This window comes from Pseudonocardia sp. 73-21, from assembly GCF_001899645.1.
GTDB lineage: Bacteria > Actinomycetota > Actinomycetes > Mycobacteriales > Pseudonocardiaceae > Pseudonocardia.
This window is the reverse complement of sequence record NZ_MKVV01000031.1, coordinates 1-14,719: the sequence shown is the minus strand read 5'-3', so window position 1 is coordinate 14,719 and position 14,719 is coordinate 1. Positions and strand designations below refer to the sequence as shown.

Below are 14,719 nucleotides of genomic sequence, written 5' to 3'. Positions count from 1 at the left end.
ATGTCAAGCGCTCCGGCGGCTCAGATCGCGATGATCATGGTGGTTGTGAGGGTGCGGTAGAGCTCGCGGGTGATGTAGCGCTTGAGGCAGCGTCGGATCTCGCGGGGGGTTTTGCCCTCTGCGGTGCGGCGTGTGACGTAGGTCCGGGTCTTGTCGCAGCAGCGCATCCTGGTCAGGGCGATGGTGTGGATGGCGCGGTTGAGGGCCCGGTCGCCTCCGCGGTTGAGGCGGTGTCGCACGGTGCGCCCGCTGCTGGCCTCGAGCGGGCTGGTCCCGGACAGCGCAGCGAACGCGGCGTCGTTTCGACACCGGCCGGGGTGGGAGAAGCTGATGATCACCTGAGCGGCGGTGACCGGTCCGACCCCGCGCCGATCGGTGAGTCCGGGGGCGAGGTCGTCGACGATGCCCGCGAGCTGGGCGCGGTTCGCGGTGAGCGCGCGGGCGCCGTCGCGGACTGCGACGGCGAGACGTCGGATCTCGGCGTGGCGCACGGCGTGGGCGCGGTCGGCGCCGGCGGGGCATCGGCGTCGGGTCAGCCCGGCCAGGACGGTGTCGGTGAGTCGGGCACGGGCGATCTGCCGGTCGAGGTCGTCTCCGCCCAGCAGCAGCGCGCGGAGCCGGTTGGTCTGCGCGGTGTGGCTGGTGGTGAGGTCGTGGCGGGCACCGAGCAGGATCCGCAGCGCTTCACGGTCACCGTCCGCGCGGGGAGTGGGCAGCCGGTCGGTGTCACAGCGCAGCGCGGTGAGCACGGCCAGGTGCGCGTCGATCGGGTCGGACTTCCCGCGCCCGCGCCGGGTTTTGCGGTTGGGCTGCTCGCACTCGATGACGATCAGCCCGGCGGCGGCGATCGCGCGGGCCAGTCCGATCCCGTAGCTGCGTGTCCCCTCGATCGACACCGCCACCCTGGGGCCCGGCGCGTGGTCGATGATCCAGGCCAGCAGTTCGGCGAACCCGCCGCTGTCGTTGCTGATCGTGATCGTGGTGATCGGTGTCCCGGTCGGGAGTGCGATCTCCACCTGGTGGGTGTCGCGGTGGGTGTCGATACCGACGACGGCATCGACAACTTCTGAGAGCATGGGCAACGGCCTGTCCCCTTTCCTGGGCGCGGGCCAACGTCGGCACCGGCCTGGGTGGGATCACCGAGTGGCACATCTGTGACGGGTCACGCCCGTGGGCGGACAGGCTTCTGATCAGGCCAACTGGTGGGCCAGGCCGGTGCCGGCAACTGCGGTGGACAAGTCACGACGAAGGGCACGCCGAAGCGGCCGGATCGCTGTTGAGTCACACCGGGTTGCCGACACCGAGCCTGGAGCACCCCCACCCGGAGGCACCGCAACGACACTCACAGATCGCCGTCCGCCGCACCTGGTCGCGTCGACGGGGCGATGACGTGCGACACGGGCCGATCACCTACTCGCGGTCGTGGTGGGGCGGGCGGTCGGCCAGCAGCTGCTCGTCACCCGCGTCGAGGGTGCGTGGAGCGTCGTCGTCACGCTCGTCGCTGGTCGTGCTGGGCAGGACGTCCCCGAACACCTCTTCGAGTCGTCTGCGCACCTGATCCGGCATTTCTCCCACACCTCCATCCTGCACCGGTGCCACCATGGGCGCATGGGAATCACCGACAAGGCCAAGGAACTCGCCGATCTCGCGCTGGAGAAGGCGGGTGAGTACTCCGAGAAGGCCACCGAGCTGGCCGGCAAGGCGGGCGAGAAGGCCGCCGAGCTCACCGAGACCGCCCGGGAGAAGGCCCCCGCCTACGTCGACCGCGCCACCCAGCTCGCGGGCAAGGCCGTGGACGCCACGGCCGCCGGCGTCGACAAGGCCACCCAGGGCCGCTTCCACGACAAGATCGAGACGGCCACGGGGAAGGTCGGGGAGACCCTCGACCGGGCCCGCACGGCCGGGGGCAGCAAGGACGAGCCCGAGGCCCCGCCGTTCGCGGGCGGCCTCGGCACCCCGACGCCGGAGGCCGTGCCCGACGAGGAGTGACCGAACGGGGCGTGGTGCCGGGCCGCGGGGAGCGGGCAGGTCGACGCGGGCCCGGCGGCTCACCGGGCTTCCCGTGACCGAGCTGGACGCGCACTTCTGGCCGGCCGACCTGCGAGCGCCGTCGCCGCGGGCCGGGCGGCCGCGCTGGGTCATGAACGGCGATCTCGGCCCGTACGGGGATCCTGGCCGCGATCGCCCCGGAACGGACCGTCGTCGGTCCACGTGCTGCGCACGCCGCGCGCGGTGGAGCGGTTCGTGGCCTCAGTCGTCGTCGAGGCCGGAGAGCTCCGCGATGACGTGCGCGACCAGCGGGGTGAGGGTGGCCATCCCGTCGCGGATGGCGGCGCGGGACGGCGCGAGGTTCACCACGAGCGTGCTGCCCGAGACCCCGACGAGCCCGCGTGAGAGCCCGGCGTCCACCGCGCCGGCCGCGAGCCCGGACGAGCGGATGGCCTCGGCGATGCCGGGGATGGGCCGGTCGAGCACACCCGCGGTGGCGTCGGCGGTGACGTCGCGCGGCGACACGCCCGTGCCGCCGACGGTGACCACCAGGTCGACGCCGCCGATCACCGCGGTGTTGAGCGCGTTGCGGATGGCCACCGGGTCGCCCGGCACCACCACCACCGCGTCGACGACGAGCCGGGCCTCCTCGAGCAGCTCGCGCACGAGCGGGCCGATCGTGTCCTCGCGCTCACCGTGGCTGACGCGGTCGTCCACGATCACCACGAGGGACCGGCCGATCTGGGGTGGCGCCATCTCCATGCGCCCACCGTAGCGGGACGGGTACGGCCTACCCTTCCCCGGTGCGCATCCTGATCACGGGCGGTGCGGGCTTCATCGGTTCGCACATCGCCGACCAGCTCGCCGCCGACTGCCACGACGTCGTCGTGCTCGACGCGCTGCTCCCCCAGGCCCACGGCTCCGGCGGCGCCCCTGCGTGGACGGCCGAGCACGAGTTCGTCGAGGGCGACGTCCGCGATCCCGAGCTGCTGGCCCGGTTGCTGCCCGGCGTCGACGCGGTCTGCCACCAGGCCGCGATGGTCGGTCACGGCGTCGACCCGTCGGACGCGCCGCTCTACGCCTCGCACAACGACTACGGCACCGCGGTGCTGCTGGCCGCCATGCACGCGGCGGGCCTGAAGTGGCTGGTGCTGGCCGGGTCGATGGTCGTCTACGGCGAGGGTCGCTACGAGTGTGTCGAGCACGGGGTGGTCCGCCCGGGCCAGCGCCGTGTCGTGGACGTCGACGCCGGCCGGTTCGAGCCGCCGTGCCCGGTGTGCGGGATGCCGCTCCGCTCGGGCCTGGTGGGCGAGGACGCCCCGCTGGACCCGCGTTCCACCTACGCGGCCACGAAGCTCGCACAGGAGCACCTGGCCGCGGCGTGGGCCCGGCAGACCGGCGGCTCGGTGTGGTCGATGCGCTACCACAACGTCTACGGCCCACGGATGCCCCGCGACACCCCGTACGCCGGTGTCGCGTCGATCTTCCGGTCGGCGCTGGAACGCGGTGAGGCCCCCCGGGTCATGGAGGACGGGAAGCAGCGCCGCGACTTCGTGCACGTCACCGACATCGCCCGCGCCAACGTCCTGGCGCTCGCGGCGAACGCGGGCGAGGGCGTCCTGGTGCCGGTGAACGTCTGCTCCGGCGAGCCCCACACCATCGGTGACCTGGCCATGGAGCTGTCGTCGGCGATGGACGGCCCGCCCCCGGTGGTCGTCGGCGGAGCGAGAGCGGGCGACGTCCGCCACGTGGTGGCCGACCCGACCCGCGCCCACGAGCTCCTCGGCTTCCACGCGTCGGTCAGATTCGCCGACGGCGTGAAGGCCTTCGCCACCGACCCCCTCCGCACCTCGGTGACGACCACCCCCTGACGCCCGCGAGTCGCGCTCTCCGTGCCCGCGAGTCGGGGTCTGCGTGCCCGCGAGTCGGGGTCTGCGTGCGTCCGAGTCGCGCGCTGAGCGTCACCCTCCCGCGGGTCGGTCGCGGCCCCGGGTCGTGCCCACAGCGCGACTCACCCGCAGGGAGACACCAACTCGCGCACATCTGGACCCCGACTCGCGGGGTCAGGGGGTGGGGGCAAGGGGGAGGGTGATCTCGAAGCGGCAGCCCTCGCCGTGGTTCCGGGCCACGATCTTCCCCTCGTGGGCCTCCACCAAGCCGCGGGCGATGGCCAGGCCGAGGCCGCCGCGGGACTGGTCGTCGGGGGTGCGGGCGGCCGCGCCGCGGAAGGCGACGTCGAAGACGCGGTCGAGATCGTCGTCGCGGATGCCGCCGCAGCCGTCGTCGACGCGCAGCCAGGCCCGGTCGTCGGCCACCCCGGCCGCGACGACGACCGCTCCGTCGGGCGGGGTGTGCCGGATCGCGTTGGACAGCAGGTTGCGCACCACCCGCGCGAGCTCGGGATCGCTGCCGAGCACCACGGGCCAGTCGCCGTGCTCCTCGGCGCGCACCTCCACGCCCTTGCGCGCGGCCGCCACCCCCTCGACGGCCACGGCCTCGGACACCACCTCGTGCAGCGGCACCGCCGACAGCGTGAGCCGCAGGGCCCCCGAGGTGATCCGCGAGAGCTGGAACAGGTCGTCGACCATGCCGGACAGGCGCATCGTCTCGCCCTGGATGCGCTTCGCGTAGTCCGCGACATCGTCGGGCTCGCTGACGATGCCGTCGGAGAGCGCCTCGGTCATCGCGCGGATGCCGGCCAGCGGCGTGCGCAGGTCGTGGCTGATCCAGGCGACGAGCTCGCGCCGGGACCTCTCCGCGGCCCGCTCGGCGTCGTGGGCCTCGTGCAGCCACATGACGTCCCGGGCGATGCCCCGCCCCAGCATCATCGCGGTGGGGACGGTGATCAGCACGACCACGGCACAGACCACGACCGCCCCACCGAGCAGCGGGGTGTACATGAAGCCGCTGACCCCGATGAGGCCGAGCACCGCCGCCGCGACCGGTACCAGCACCAGCACCGTGACGGCGGCGGTGATCGAGTGGCGCCGCATCCGGTGCAGCAGCAGCCCGCCGAGCAGCGCCACCGGAACGGCGAACGCCAGCGCCACCGGCAGCACCGTCCACGCCTCGTCGATCATGACGTCAGCACCCCCGCCCCGTCGTAGCGGTACCCGACGCCCCACACGGTGGCGATGCGCGTCGGCTTCGTCGGGTCGGCCTCGACCTTCTCCCGCAGCCGCCGGACGTGCACCGTGACGGTGGACTGGTCGCCGAAGTCCCAACCCCACACCCGTTCCAGCAGCTCACCGCGGGTGAACACCTGGCCGGGACGCCGGACGAGGAACGCCAGCAGGTCGAACTCGCGCACGGTCAGGGCCAGCTCGCGGCCGCCCAGCGACGCGCGCCGGCCGGGGATGTCCACGCGCAGGTCGCCGTCGACGACCGGTTCCGTGCCCCCGTCGCGGGCGGGGATCTCGCGGGAGCGGCGCAGCACCGAGGCCACCCGCAGCACCAGCTCCCGCGGGCTGAACGGCTTCGTGACGTAGTCGTCCGCGCCCATCTCCAGCCCCAGGACGCGGTCCTCCTCCTCACCGAGGGCCGTGAGCATCACGATGGGCACGTTCACCGATTCGCGGCGCAGCCGCCGGCACACCTCGAGACCGCCGAGGCGGGGCAGCATCAGGTCCAGCACGACGACGTCGGGGACCCTCGCCGCCACGGAGCGCAGCGCGTGCTCGCCGTCGCCGGCGATCTCGACGCGGTAGCCGGCGCGGTCGAGGTAGCGGCTCACCACGTCGCGCACGGTCATGTCGTCGTCCACCACGAGCACCAGCGGGCGATCGGTCATGTCCGGGAGGTTAATCCGGACGGGCCCGGTGAACCGCTGTCGTCCCCGAACCGTAAGCCCCCAATGGAACGTCATCGATCGGTAAGCCGATTCACCCGGCGGGATTCCGCCCCCGGCCCTAGCGTTCGTTCATGATCGACGTCATTCTCCCGTGCCTCGACGAGGCACAGGCGCTCCCCGGTGTGCTCGCCGCACTCCCGCCCGGCTTCCGCGGCCTCGTCGTGGACAACGGTTCCACCGACGGCACCCCCGAGGTGGCGGCCGCCCTCGGCGCGGTGGTCGTCCACGAGTCCCGGCGCGGCTACGGCGCCGCCGTCCACACCGGGCTGGCCGCGGCCACGTCCGAGATCGTCGCGTTCGTCGACGCCGACGGTTCACTCGATCCCGGGCAGCTCCCGGCGATGGTCGAACTGCTCGACCCGGCCGACGATCAGAGGGTGGACCTGGTGGCGGGTCGACGCGTCCCGGTCGGTCGTGGCGCATGGCCGTGGCACGCCCGCGCCGGCAATGTGGCCATCGCCGCGCTGCTGCGCCGGCGGGGCGTGCCGGTGCACGACATCGCGCCGCTGCGGGTCGCCCGCCGGCAGGCGCTGCTCGACCTCGGCATCACCGACCGCGCGTTCGGCTACCCCCTGGAACTCCTCGTCCGCGCCGGTGCGGCGGGCTGGCGCATCCGCGAGATCGACGTGGCCTACCGGCCGCGCACGGGCGGGAGGTCCAAGGTGTCCGGCTCGGTGCGCGGCACGCTGCGCGCCGCGCGCGACATGGCGTCGGTCCTCCAGTGACACGGGATGTGGGGCCAGCGATCCTCGTCCTCGCGAAGGCGCCCGAGCCGGGCCGCGTGAAGACCCGCCTGTGCCCGCCCCTGTCCCCCGCGCAGTCCGCCGACCTGGCCGCCGCGGCCCTGCTCGACAGCATCACCGCGGCCTCCGGCGTGCCCGGTGCCCGGCCCGTCGTCGTCATGACCGGGACGCTGCACCGCGCGGCCCGGCGTGACGAGATCACCGCGACGCTGGCCGGGCTCACCGTGCTGACGCAGCGCGGTGGCACGCTCGGCGAGCGCATCTCCGCGGCCCACGCCGACGCCGCGACGGCCCTGCCCGGACGGCGCACGCTGCAGATCGGCATGGACACCCCGCAGGTCGACGCCGACCTGCTGCGCGACGCCGACGACGCGCTCGCCCATCCCGGGGTGGACGCCGTGCTCGGCCCGGCCGTGGACGGCGGGTGGTGGGCCCTGGGCCTGCGCAGACCGTCCGACGCCGCGCTGGTCGTCGACGTCCCGACGTCGCGTGACGACACCGGCGCCCGCACCCTCGACGCCCTGCGCGCCGGCGGGCTCCGCGTCCACCTGCTCCCCGAGCTGTCCGACGTGGACACCGCCGCCGACGCCGTCGCGGTGGCCGCGGCGGCACCCCGGTCCAGGTTCGCCGCCGCCGTCGCCGCCCTGCCGACCGGCACCCTCGACCTGCACCTCACGGGAGGACGCTCATGACCACGGCGTTCGCCCGCGCTCTCGACGGCGACCAGGCCGAGCTCGTCCGCTGCGACGGCGGCATCGTCCCGCTCGACGTCGAGCGCTGGCGCGGAGCCGTGGCCGGTGAGGACCACTGGCTGCTGGCGCGATGTCGTGGCTCCACGATCGACCTGGGCTGCGGGCCCGGCCGGTTCATCGAGGCGCTCGAGGCCCGCGGGGTGCGCGCGCTCGGCGTGGACCTGGCGCCCGAGGCCGTCGCGCAGTGCCTCAGCCGCGGCGTGTCCGTCGTGCACGCCGACGTGTTCGGCCCGCTGCCCGACGAGGGCAGCTGGGCGCACGTCCTGCTGGTGGACGGCAACGTCGGCATCGGGGGCGACCCGGTGGCCCTGCTGCGCCGCGCCGCCGCCCTGATCTGCGCGACCGGTTCGGTGATCGTCGAGCTCGACGCCACCGAGCCCGGCCTGTGGTGCGGCCACGCGCAGCTGCGCAGCAGCCACGCGATGGGCAGCCCGTTCCCGTGGGCGTCGGCGGGCACGGCGGCGCTGCCCCGGCTGGCCGGCCAGGCCGGACTGCGCCCCAGCGTGACCTACCGCGGCCGGCGGAGCTTCGCCGAGCTGGTGCCGCTGACGGCCTGAGGCCCGGGAAGAGAACCGCACCGGCGCCGGGGAGGGGGTGCCGGCGCCGGCGCGGTCCGAACAGTCCTGCTGCGGGGCACCACAGCGGGAACCCCGACAACGGAAGCACCCCGGAGTCGCCGCGTCAACAGTCGGCGACCGTCCGGTCGCTGACCGGAGCCGAAATCGTCCACTGTGGAGCGAAGTTCGGCGTGTCGCTCAGCCTGTCGCACCCGCGAGCGTGACGACGACGTCCCTGCCGTCCACCACCAGCGTGACCTGGTCGCCCGGTGCGTGCTCCCGGATCGCGGCCACCAGCTCCTTGCCGCCCGGGATCACGCGGCTGTCGATCCGGGACACGGTCTGGCCCTGACGGATGCCCGCCCTCGCGGCGGGACCGTCCGGGGTGATGGCCCCGAGCACGGCCCCGCCGAGCTCCTGACCGTTGGTGGCGACGCTGGCGCCGAGCACGGTGCGCGTGGCGCGACCCGTGGTCTCCAGCTCCTGCGCGGTGCGGCGCGCCTCGTTGATGGGGATCGAGAAGCCGACGCCGATGGAGCCGCCCTCGGCGCCGGTGGTGGCGATGGCGGAGTTGATCCCGACCACCCGGCCCTGGGTGTCCACGAGGGGGCCACCCGAGTTCCCGGGGTTGATCGCCGCGTCGGTCTGCAGGGCGTTGAGCACGGTGGAGGCGCTAGCGAGCCTCCACCGGTGGTGTCGCCACCGACACTGACGGCCCGGTCGAGCGCGCTCACGATGCCGGAGGTGACGGTGCCGCCCAGCCCGAGCGGCGACCCGAACGCGACCACCTGCTGTCCCACCCGCACCGAGTCGGAATCGCCCAGCGCGATCGGGGTCAGGTCGCTCACCCCGGATGCGCGCAGCACGGCGATGTCCGAGCTGGGGTCCCGGCCGATGATGCGCACCGGGCAGGTGCGGCCGTCCTGGAAGACGGCCGTGACGCTGCCGCCGGTGGCCGCCGCGGCGACGACGTGGTTGTTGGTGAGCATCAGCCCGTCGGCGCTGAGCACCATTCCCGAGCCCTCGCCCGACTGCGCCGGCCCGGTGACGCGCAGCTGCACCACGCTCGGCAGCACCTGCCGGGCCACGGCCTCGATCGGCCCGAGCGGCGCACCCGACGCGTCGGCGGTGGGCAGCGGGGCCCCGAGCGCGGCCGGGGCGCCGGCCGTCTGCCGCCCGACCACCCCGCCTACGGCCCCCCCGACGAGCGCGGCGGCGACCGCGACCACCAGCACGACGCCGCGCCCGGACCTGTCGTTCGCCATGCCATCACCGTTCGAGGTCGAGTCCCGACCCCAGCGTAGAAGCCCCTACTCCTCCGGCGGTCGCCGGCCGGGCAGGCGCAGCACCAGGAGCGCCCCGCCCTCGGGCGCGCGACCGGCCCAGACCGCGCCGCCGTGGCGTACCGCGACCTGCCGGACGATGGCCAGCCCCAGCCCGGAGCCGGGCATGGTGCGCGAGGTGTCGGCGCGGTAGAAGCGGTCGAACACGTGCGGGAGGTCGGCGTCGGAGATGCCGGGACCCGCGTCGGCCACCTCCAGCACCACCGACCACTCGTCCAGCTGCTTCATCTGCACCCGGACCGCGGAGCCGGCCGGGCTCCACTTCGCGGCGTTGTCGAGCAGGTTCAGCACGGCCCGTTCCAGTGCGGTGGTGTCACCGACGAGCGTCCACGGCACCAGCATGGGCACGAACTCGACGTCACCGGCGCGGCGCCGCGCGCGCTCAAGGGCCCGGGACACGACGTCGGTGAACTCGACGGGTTCGTGCACCACCGTGGGGGCGTCGTCGCGAGCCAGCTCGACGAGGTCGCCGACCAGCGTGGACAGCTCCGCGACCTGCGCCTGCACGTCCTCGAGGATCTCCGCGCGGTCGCTCGCGGGCAGCTGCGGGGCGCCGGGCACGCTCGCGGCGGCGAGGAGCTCGAGGTTGGTGCGCATCGACGTCAGCGGCGTGCGCAGCTCGTGCCCGGCGTCGGCGACGAGGCGCCGCTGCTGCTCCTGCGACGCGGCGAGCCCGCCGAGCATGTCGTTGAAGCTGCGGGTGAGGCGGGCGAGCTCGTCGTTGCCGTCGACGGGGATCGGGCGCAGGTCGCCGGTGGAGGCGATGTTCTCGGTGGCCGCGGTGAGGCGGTCCACCGGCCGCAGGCCCGTCCGCGCCACCGCCACACCGGCGATCGCGGCGAGCAGCACGCCGATGCCCCCGACCAGCGGCAACGTGAAGGCGAGCGAGGTGAGCACCTGCTGGGTGGGGGCGAGCCGCTGGGCGATCACCAGCGCCTGCCCCGCTCCGGCCGGCACGGCGACGACGCGGTAGGCGACCCCACCGACCGACGCGGTGCGCACCGACTGGTCGGCCGAACCACCCGCGACGGCGAGCTCCGGATCACCCAGGGGTGGCGCCGAGGCCTGGCCCTGCGCGGAGAAGCCGCGGCCGCTGTCGGTGACGATGGCGAGACGCAGGTCGGCCGCGCCGAACACCTGTGTGGGGAACGTGACGAGCTGCGCCGGCGTCAGCCCGCTCGACGCGGCGGCCTGCGCCCGTTGCAGCAGGTTGGTGTCGAGCGCGTCGAGGACGTTGGCGCGCACCACGAAGAAGGCCGCGCCGGACACGAGCACCGCGACCAGCGCCGCCACGCCCGCCGCGAGGATGCCGATGCGGGCGCGCAGGGAGAACCGGTCGAGCACCTCGACGCGAGGCTTCGTGCCGTCGGGGCGAACACTCACAGCGCTGACCCACTCACGGCGGGGTGTCCCTCAGGACGTAGCCGACGCCCCGGACGGTGTGGATCAGCCGCGTCTCGCCCTCGGCCTCGGTCTTGCGACGCAGGTAGCCGATGTAGACCTCCAGCGCGTTGCCGGTGGTCGGGAAGTCGTAGCCCCACACCTGCTCGAGGATCTGGGAGCGGGTGAGCACGCGGCGCGGGTTGGTGAGCAGCAGCTCCAGCAGCGAGAACTCGGTGCGGGTGAGGCTGATCGCGCGGTCGCCCCGGCGGACGTCGCGCGTGTCGGGGTCGAGGGAGAGATCCGCGAACTCCAGCGGCTTGCTCATCCCCGCCACCGACGCGGCGATCTCGTCGGGGGTGCGGCGGCGCAGCAGGGCGCGCAGGCGGGCGAGCAGCTCCTCCAGCGCGAACGGCTTGGGCAGGTAGTCGTCGGCGCCCGCGTCGAGGCCGGAGACGCGGTCGGACACCGCGTCGCGGGCGGTGAGCACGAGGATCGGGAGGTCGTCGCCGATGCTGCGCAGCCGCCGGCAGACCTCCAGGCCGTCCAGCCGCGGCATCATGACGTCGAGGACCATGGCGTCGGGGCGCTGGTCGAGCAGGTAGTCCAGAGCGGCCTGGCCGTCGCTCGCCAGCTCCACCTGGTAGCCGTTGAACGCGAGGGAGCGTCGCAGCGACTCGCGCACGGAGCGGTCGTCGTCCACCACGAGGATGCGCATGACGGCCAGTGTGGACGCCGCGTCTGAGACGCGCCTGAGAGCCTGCTGTGCGACCTACTCGAAGCTGGCCAGGTAGTTGGCCGCCATGTCGGCGTCACCGTGCCCGGCGTCGGCGGCGCGGTGGTAGCGGGCGGCGGCCGCGGCGGCGACGTCGAGCTGGACCCCGGCCCCCTGGCCCGCGGCGACGATGAGGTCGGCGTCCTTGGCGGCGTTGGTGACCGAGAAGTTGGGCGTCCAGTCCCCGGCGAGGATCGCCTTGGCCTTGTTCTGCAGGTAGGGCAGGTCGAGCGGGCCGCCCGCGACGGAGTCGAGGAACGCCTGCGGATCGACCTCGAGGCCCTTGGCCAGCGCGACCGCCTCCGCGGTGGCCGCCGTGACCGCGAGCACCCAGCTGTTGACCACGAGCTTGAGCCGGCTCGCGGGGAGCCCCGCGGCGTCGTCGGCGACCCAGGTGGTGGCCTTGCCGACGGCGTCGAACACCGGCTGAACGGCGTCCTTCGCGGTGGCCGGGCCGGCGGCGAGGACCACGAGCTGGCCCGACTCCGCGGGCTGGCGCGTGCCGACCACCGGGGCGTCGACGAACAGCAGCCCGTGCTTGTCCGCGAGGGCGAGGAGGTCGGACTGGTCGACGCCGGCGGTGGTGGTCTGCGCCCAGACCTGCCCGGCCGCGAGCCCGTCGGCCGCCCGCCCCATCACGTCGAGGACGTGGTGGCCGTCGCCGAGCATCGTGACGACGACGTCCGCGCCGCGCACGGCGTCGGACGGGTCGGCGGCGAGGGTGGCGCCCGCGTCGACGAGGGGCTGGGCCTTCTCGGGCGAGCGGTTCCACACCCGCAGGTCGAGCCCGGCGGCGAGGATGTTGCGGCCCATGCCGGCGCCCATGATCCCGGTACCCAGCAACGCGACGGTCGTCATGGTTACGAGGTTAGGCGGCCGGCGGGTTCCTCGCAGACGCAGCGTGCTCCGCGCAGGATGCGGGGACCCTGCGCGGAGCGGACGCGGTCTGCGAGGAGCGCCTCAGCGGACGCGGCGGGGGCGGGTCAGTCCTTCGTGAACGCGTCCTTCACCTTCTCGCCGGTCTGCTTGAGACCGGCCTTGCCCTGGTCGGCCTGGCCCTCGGCCTCAAGCTTCTCGTTGCCGGTCTTCTCGCCGATGACCTCCTTGGCCTTGCCGACGGTCTCCTCCAGCTTGTTCTCGGCCTTGTCGACGAAGCTCATGTGCACTCCCTGGTACGAACGAGGTGTTTTGCGGACACCCCGGGAGACACGGCGTCGTCGGCGATCGTCACGGTGGCCTGCATCACTTGCCGATACAGCAAGATTCTTTGTCGTTCTGGCGGGCCGAGGCGCACCCTCGCCCCCATGACGAACTACGACGTACTGGTGGTGGGCGGCGGGGCGGCCGGACTGAGCGCCGCCCTGGTCCTGGGACGGGCGCGGCGCCGCGTCCTCGTGGTCGACGCCGGCCACCCCCGCAACGCTCCGGCCGCCCACATGCACGGCTACCTCTCCCGTGACGGCATGGCACCCGGTGACTTCCTCGCCGCCGGACGGACCGAGGTGCGGGGCTACGGCGGTGAGATCGCCGACGACACGGTCGTCTCGATCGGGGCCGGTTTCCGGGCGCGGCTCGCCTCGGGCCGGACCGTCGGGGCCCGTGCCGTGCTCGTCACCACCGGCCTCGTCGACGAGCTGCCCGACGTCGACGGACTCGCGGACCGCTGGGGCCGCGACGTGCTGCACTGCCCGTACTGCCACGGTCACGAGGTGCGCGACCGGCCGCTCGGGGTGCTCGCGTCCTCACCGATGGCGGTGCACCAGGCGCTGATGGTGCGTCAGTGGTCCGACGACGTCACGCTGTTCCTGCACCGCGCCGGCGAGCTGCCCGACGAGGACCGTGAACGCCTCGCCGCGCGGAACGTGCAGGTCGTGGCGGGGGAGGTCGCCGGACTCGTCGTCGACGGCGACCGGCTCACCGGCGTCCGCCTGGCGTCGGGCGCGGTCGTGGCGCGGGAGGCGCTGTTCGTCGGTGGTGGCCTGCGCGCGGCCGACGGCGCGCTCGCCGCGCTCGGCGCCCGGACCGAGAGCGGCCCGTTCGGCAGCTGGGTGGCGGTGGACGCGACGGGCCGCACGTCCGTCGACGGGGTGTGGGCGGCGGGCAACGTCGTGGAGCCGATGGCCCAGGTGATCCTCGCGGCCGCCGCGGGCTCCCGCGCGGCCGCCGACATCAACGGCGCCCTCATCACCGCCGAGACCGATGCCGCCGTTCAGGAGGCCCGTCGGTGGCGGACCGGCAGGTCCGCGGGCACCCCGGTCAGTTCCTGAGTACCGCCGCAGAAGGTGGCGGTCACGGGGTCGCCGTCAATGTTATCTAGAGACAGACCAACGTCGCGGCCGAACCCATCGCGGATGGCTGCACAACTCGCGGGCTCCGCCCACACCCGACACCGCTCGGAGATCGGGGGAGTGCGCGGGACACGACGCGTGTGATGGGGCCACGAACCGGGACGCCGCGAAACCATCACGAAACCACCCGGCTGCCGGCTCCGCATCGAGGACGGGCCGAGGCGGGACACCCCCGCCGAGCAGCTAGGATCGGCCCGCACGCCCTCGTAGCTCAGGGGATAGAGCATCGGTTTCCTAAACCGTGTGTCGCAGGTTCGAATCCTGCCGGGGGCACCAGGTCAGAGCGTTGACCAGCACGACCGCAAGCTCCGCGTGGAGCCATACGTGGAGCGAAACGCCTGGTAACCTCCTTGCATGACGCCTTCTGGCTCCACGCGGAGACGGCGGCAGCGGGGCGAGGTCGAGACGCTGCCGAGCGGTTCGCTGCGCGTGCGGGTCTACGCGGGCATCGATCCGATCTCCGGTAAGCGGCACTACCTCACGGAGGTCATCCCGGCCGGCAAGGACGCGGCCAAGCTCGCGGAGAAGGCCCGTACCCGGATACAGAGCCAGGTCGACGAGCGCCGGAGCCCCCGCTCCAAGGTCACCGTGGATCAGCTCATGGACCGGCACCTGGACCTACTCGACGTCGACGTGACCACCCGGGCCGGCTACGAGGGGTAGATCCGCAACCACGTGCGTCCGCTGCTTGGCCATCTCCAGGTCGGCAAGCTCGACGGCGAGACGCTGGACTCGTTCTACGCAATCCTCCGCCGGTGCCGCGCGCACTGCGACGGCCGGCCGTTCGTCGAGCACCGCACGGCCGGCGAGCACACCTGCGACGCCAAGTGCCGGCCGCACACCTGCCGGCCACTTGCCGCGTCGTCGGTCCGGCAGGTGCACTTCTGCCTGAGCGGAGCGCTCAAGCGCGCGGTGCGCTGGCCTCCGTCTTTCACCGGGGTTGGCGACACGCCGGGCTTGATCGCCGGATAGACGAGGCGAG

The 14,719-nt window shown here is 73.7% G+C and carries 18 protein-coding genes, 1 tRNA gene and 1 pseudogene; 9 read left to right on the top strand and 11 right to left on the bottom strand.

Going from position 1 to position 14,719, the window contains the following annotated elements; translation table 11 throughout:
* Nucleotides 1-20: 20 nt before the first annotated feature.
* Complete coding sequence (locus tag BGP03_RS08840; RefSeq protein ID WP_298799375.1) at nucleotides 21-1,076, bottom strand: IS110 family transposase; 1,056 nt, start codon at nucleotides 1,074-1,076, stop codon at nucleotides 21-23.
* 334 nt (nucleotides 1,077-1,410) lie between these two features.
* Nucleotides 1,411-1,566 carry a hypothetical protein gene (locus BGP03_RS08835; protein ID WP_296366777.1) on the bottom strand — a complete coding sequence of 52 codons (156 nt, stop codon included), beginning with the start codon at nucleotides 1,564-1,566 and terminating at the stop codon, nucleotides 1,411-1,413.
* A 42-nt stretch (nucleotides 1,567-1,608) separates the two neighbouring features.
* Between BGP03_RS08835 and BGP03_RS08830 the strand changes: the two genes are divergently transcribed.
* Nucleotides 1,609-1,989, top strand: coding sequence for a hypothetical protein (locus BGP03_RS08830; protein WP_296366780.1), 381 nt, complete (start codon nucleotides 1,609-1,611; stop codon nucleotides 1,987-1,989).
* A gap of 261 nt (nucleotides 1,990-2,250) precedes the next feature.
* Here the strand turns inward: BGP03_RS08830 and BGP03_RS08825 are convergent, their stop codons facing one another.
* Nucleotides 2,251-2,751, bottom strand: a complete 501-nt coding sequence (locus BGP03_RS08825) for a MogA/MoaB family molybdenum cofactor biosynthesis protein (RefSeq protein WP_296366782.1) — start codon at nucleotides 2,749-2,751, stop codon at nucleotides 2,251-2,253.
* Between the two features lie 41 nt (nucleotides 2,752-2,792).
* On the opposite strand from BGP03_RS08825, the gene BGP03_RS08820 reads away from it, so the two are divergent.
* A complete protein-coding gene (locus tag BGP03_RS08820) occupies nucleotides 2,793-3,860 on the top strand; it encodes an NAD-dependent epimerase/dehydratase family protein (RefSeq protein ID WP_298799374.1) in 1,068 nt (355 codons plus the stop codon).
* Between the two features lie 192 nt (nucleotides 3,861-4,052).
* On the opposite strand, the gene BGP03_RS08815 is transcribed toward BGP03_RS08820, so the two are convergent.
* On the bottom strand, nucleotides 4,053-5,069 hold the full coding sequence (locus BGP03_RS08815; RefSeq protein ID WP_296366785.1) for a HAMP domain-containing sensor histidine kinase: 1,017 nt from the start codon (nucleotides 5,067-5,069) through the stop codon (nucleotides 4,053-4,055).
* Nucleotides 5,066-5,779 (bottom strand): response regulator transcription factor, encoded by a 714-nt coding sequence (locus tag BGP03_RS08810; protein ID WP_296366787.1) that lies wholly within the window; start codon nucleotides 5,777-5,779, stop codon nucleotides 5,066-5,068. Before BGP03_RS08810 ends, BGP03_RS08815 begins: the two co-directional genes overlap by 4 nt.
* A gap of 131 nt (nucleotides 5,780-5,910) precedes the next feature.
* On the opposite strand from BGP03_RS08810, the gene BGP03_RS08805 reads away from it, so the two are divergent.
* The 3 genes from BGP03_RS08805 to BGP03_RS08795 are packed head-to-tail and all read left to right on the top strand — an operon-like array spanning nucleotide 5,911 to nucleotide 7,891.
* Nucleotides 5,911-6,564, top strand: a complete 654-nt coding sequence (locus BGP03_RS08805) for a glycosyltransferase family 2 protein (RefSeq protein WP_296366789.1) — start codon at nucleotides 5,911-5,913, stop codon at nucleotides 6,562-6,564.
* Nucleotides 6,565-6,572: 8 nt separating this feature from the next.
* On the top strand, nucleotides 6,573-7,274 hold the full coding sequence (locus tag BGP03_RS08800) for a DUF2064 domain-containing protein (RefSeq protein ID WP_296366791.1): 702 nt from the start codon (nucleotides 6,573-6,575) through the stop codon (nucleotides 7,272-7,274).
* Nucleotides 7,271-7,891, top strand: a complete 621-nt coding sequence (locus tag BGP03_RS08795; protein ID WP_298799373.1) for a class I SAM-dependent methyltransferase — start codon at nucleotides 7,271-7,273, stop codon at nucleotides 7,889-7,891. The genes BGP03_RS08800 and BGP03_RS08795 overlap by 4 nt, the downstream gene beginning before the upstream one ends.
* Before the next feature lie 198 nt (nucleotides 7,892-8,089).
* On the opposite strand, the gene BGP03_RS35780 is transcribed toward BGP03_RS08795, so the two are convergent.
* The 6 genes and pseudogenes from BGP03_RS35780 to BGP03_RS08765 form a co-directional block, all read right to left on the bottom strand.
* Nucleotides 8,090-8,746 (bottom strand): trypsin-like peptidase domain-containing protein, encoded by a 657-nt coding sequence (locus BGP03_RS35780; RefSeq protein WP_363093422.1) that lies wholly within the window; start codon nucleotides 8,744-8,746, stop codon nucleotides 8,090-8,092.
* Nucleotides 8,644-8,904: pseudogene (locus BGP03_RS35775) on the bottom strand (trypsin-like peptidase domain-containing protein); the annotation flags it as partial. The gene BGP03_RS35780 and the pseudogene BGP03_RS35775, both read right to left, overlap by 103 nt.
* A gap of 297 nt (nucleotides 8,905-9,201) precedes the next feature.
* Entirely contained in the window at nucleotides 9,202-10,617 is a 1,416-nt protein-coding gene (locus tag BGP03_RS08780; protein WP_296366796.1) for a HAMP domain-containing sensor histidine kinase, read from the bottom strand.
* Nucleotides 10,618-10,630: 13 nt separating this feature from the next.
* Nucleotides 10,631-11,332 carry a response regulator transcription factor gene (locus BGP03_RS08775; protein ID WP_296366797.1) on the bottom strand — a complete coding sequence of 234 codons (702 nt, stop codon included), beginning with the start codon at nucleotides 11,330-11,332 and terminating at the stop codon, nucleotides 10,631-10,633.
* 54 nt (nucleotides 11,333-11,386) lie between these two features.
* A complete protein-coding gene (locus tag BGP03_RS08770; protein ID WP_296366798.1) occupies nucleotides 11,387-12,247 on the bottom strand; it encodes an NAD(P)-dependent oxidoreductase in 861 nt (286 codons plus the stop codon).
* A 125-nt stretch (nucleotides 12,248-12,372) separates the two neighbouring features.
* Nucleotides 12,373-12,549, bottom strand: coding sequence for a CsbD family protein (locus BGP03_RS08765; protein ID WP_296366800.1), 177 nt, complete (start codon nucleotides 12,547-12,549; stop codon nucleotides 12,373-12,375).
* A 144-nt stretch (nucleotides 12,550-12,693) separates the two neighbouring features.
* On the opposite strand from BGP03_RS08765, the gene BGP03_RS08760 reads away from it, so the two are divergent.
* From BGP03_RS08760 to BGP03_RS08745, 4 genes are all read left to right on the top strand, one after another.
* The gene (locus tag BGP03_RS08760; RefSeq protein ID WP_296366801.1) at nucleotides 12,694-13,656 is read left to right on the top strand and encodes an NAD(P)/FAD-dependent oxidoreductase; all 963 of its coding nucleotides are present in this window, start codon (nucleotides 12,694-12,696) and stop codon (nucleotides 13,654-13,656) included.
* 281 nt (nucleotides 13,657-13,937) lie between these two features.
* Nucleotides 13,938-14,013, top strand: a tRNA-Arg gene (locus tag BGP03_RS08755).
* Between the two features lie 78 nt (nucleotides 14,014-14,091).
* Nucleotides 14,092-14,400 carry a hypothetical protein gene (locus tag BGP03_RS08750; RefSeq protein ID WP_298799372.1) on the top strand — a complete coding sequence of 103 codons (309 nt, stop codon included), beginning with the start codon at nucleotides 14,092-14,094 and terminating at the stop codon, nucleotides 14,398-14,400.
* A gap of 12 nt (nucleotides 14,401-14,412) precedes the next feature.
* Nucleotides 14,413-14,709 carry a hypothetical protein gene (locus tag BGP03_RS08745; RefSeq protein ID WP_298799371.1) on the top strand — a complete coding sequence of 99 codons (297 nt, stop codon included), beginning with the start codon at nucleotides 14,413-14,415 and terminating at the stop codon, nucleotides 14,707-14,709.
* Nucleotides 14,710-14,719: the final 10 nt, after the last annotated feature.

Bases quoted from the DNA above. Each gene is read 5' to 3' on its own strand.
- BGP03_RS08760 (WP_296366801.1), top strand. From the start codon at position 12,694: ATGACGAACTACGACGTACTGGTGGTGGGCGGCGGGGCGGCCGGACTG.
- BGP03_RS08765 (WP_296366800.1), bottom strand. From the start codon at position 12,549: ATGAGCTTCGTCGACAAGGCCGAGAACAAGCTGGAGGAGACCGTCGGC.
- BGP03_RS08795 (WP_298799373.1), top strand. From the start codon at position 7,271: ATGACCACGGCGTTCGCCCGCGCTCTCGACGGCGACCAGGCCGAGCTC.
- BGP03_RS08775 (WP_296366797.1), bottom strand. From the start codon at position 11,332: ATGCGCATCCTCGTGGTGGACGACGACCGCTCCGTGCGCGAGTCGCTG.
- BGP03_RS08830 (WP_296366780.1), top strand. From the start codon at position 1,609: ATGGGAATCACCGACAAGGCCAAGGAACTCGCCGATCTCGCGCTGGAG.
- BGP03_RS08750 (WP_298799372.1), top strand. From the start codon at position 14,092: ATGACGCCTTCTGGCTCCACGCGGAGACGGCGGCAGCGGGGCGAGGTC.
- BGP03_RS08840 (WP_298799375.1), bottom strand. From the start codon at position 1,076: ATGCTCTCAGAAGTTGTCGATGCCGTCGTCGGTATCGACACCCACCGC.
- BGP03_RS08770 (WP_296366798.1), bottom strand. From the start codon at position 12,247: ATGACGACCGTCGCGTTGCTGGGTACCGGGATCATGGGCGCCGGCATG.
- BGP03_RS08815 (WP_296366785.1), bottom strand. From the start codon at position 5,069: ATGATCGACGAGGCGTGGACGGTGCTGCCGGTGGCGCTGGCGTTCGCC.
- BGP03_RS08805 (WP_296366789.1), top strand. From the start codon at position 5,911: ATGATCGACGTCATTCTCCCGTGCCTCGACGAGGCACAGGCGCTCCCC.
- BGP03_RS08825 (WP_296366782.1), bottom strand. From the start codon at position 2,751: ATGGAGATGGCGCCACCCCAGATCGGCCGGTCCCTCGTGGTGATCGTG.
- BGP03_RS08810 (WP_296366787.1), bottom strand. From the start codon at position 5,779: ATGACCGATCGCCCGCTGGTGCTCGTGGTGGACGACGACATGACCGTG.
- BGP03_RS08835 (WP_296366777.1), bottom strand. From the start codon at position 1,566: ATGCCGGATCAGGTGCGCAGACGACTCGAAGAGGTGTTCGGGGACGTC.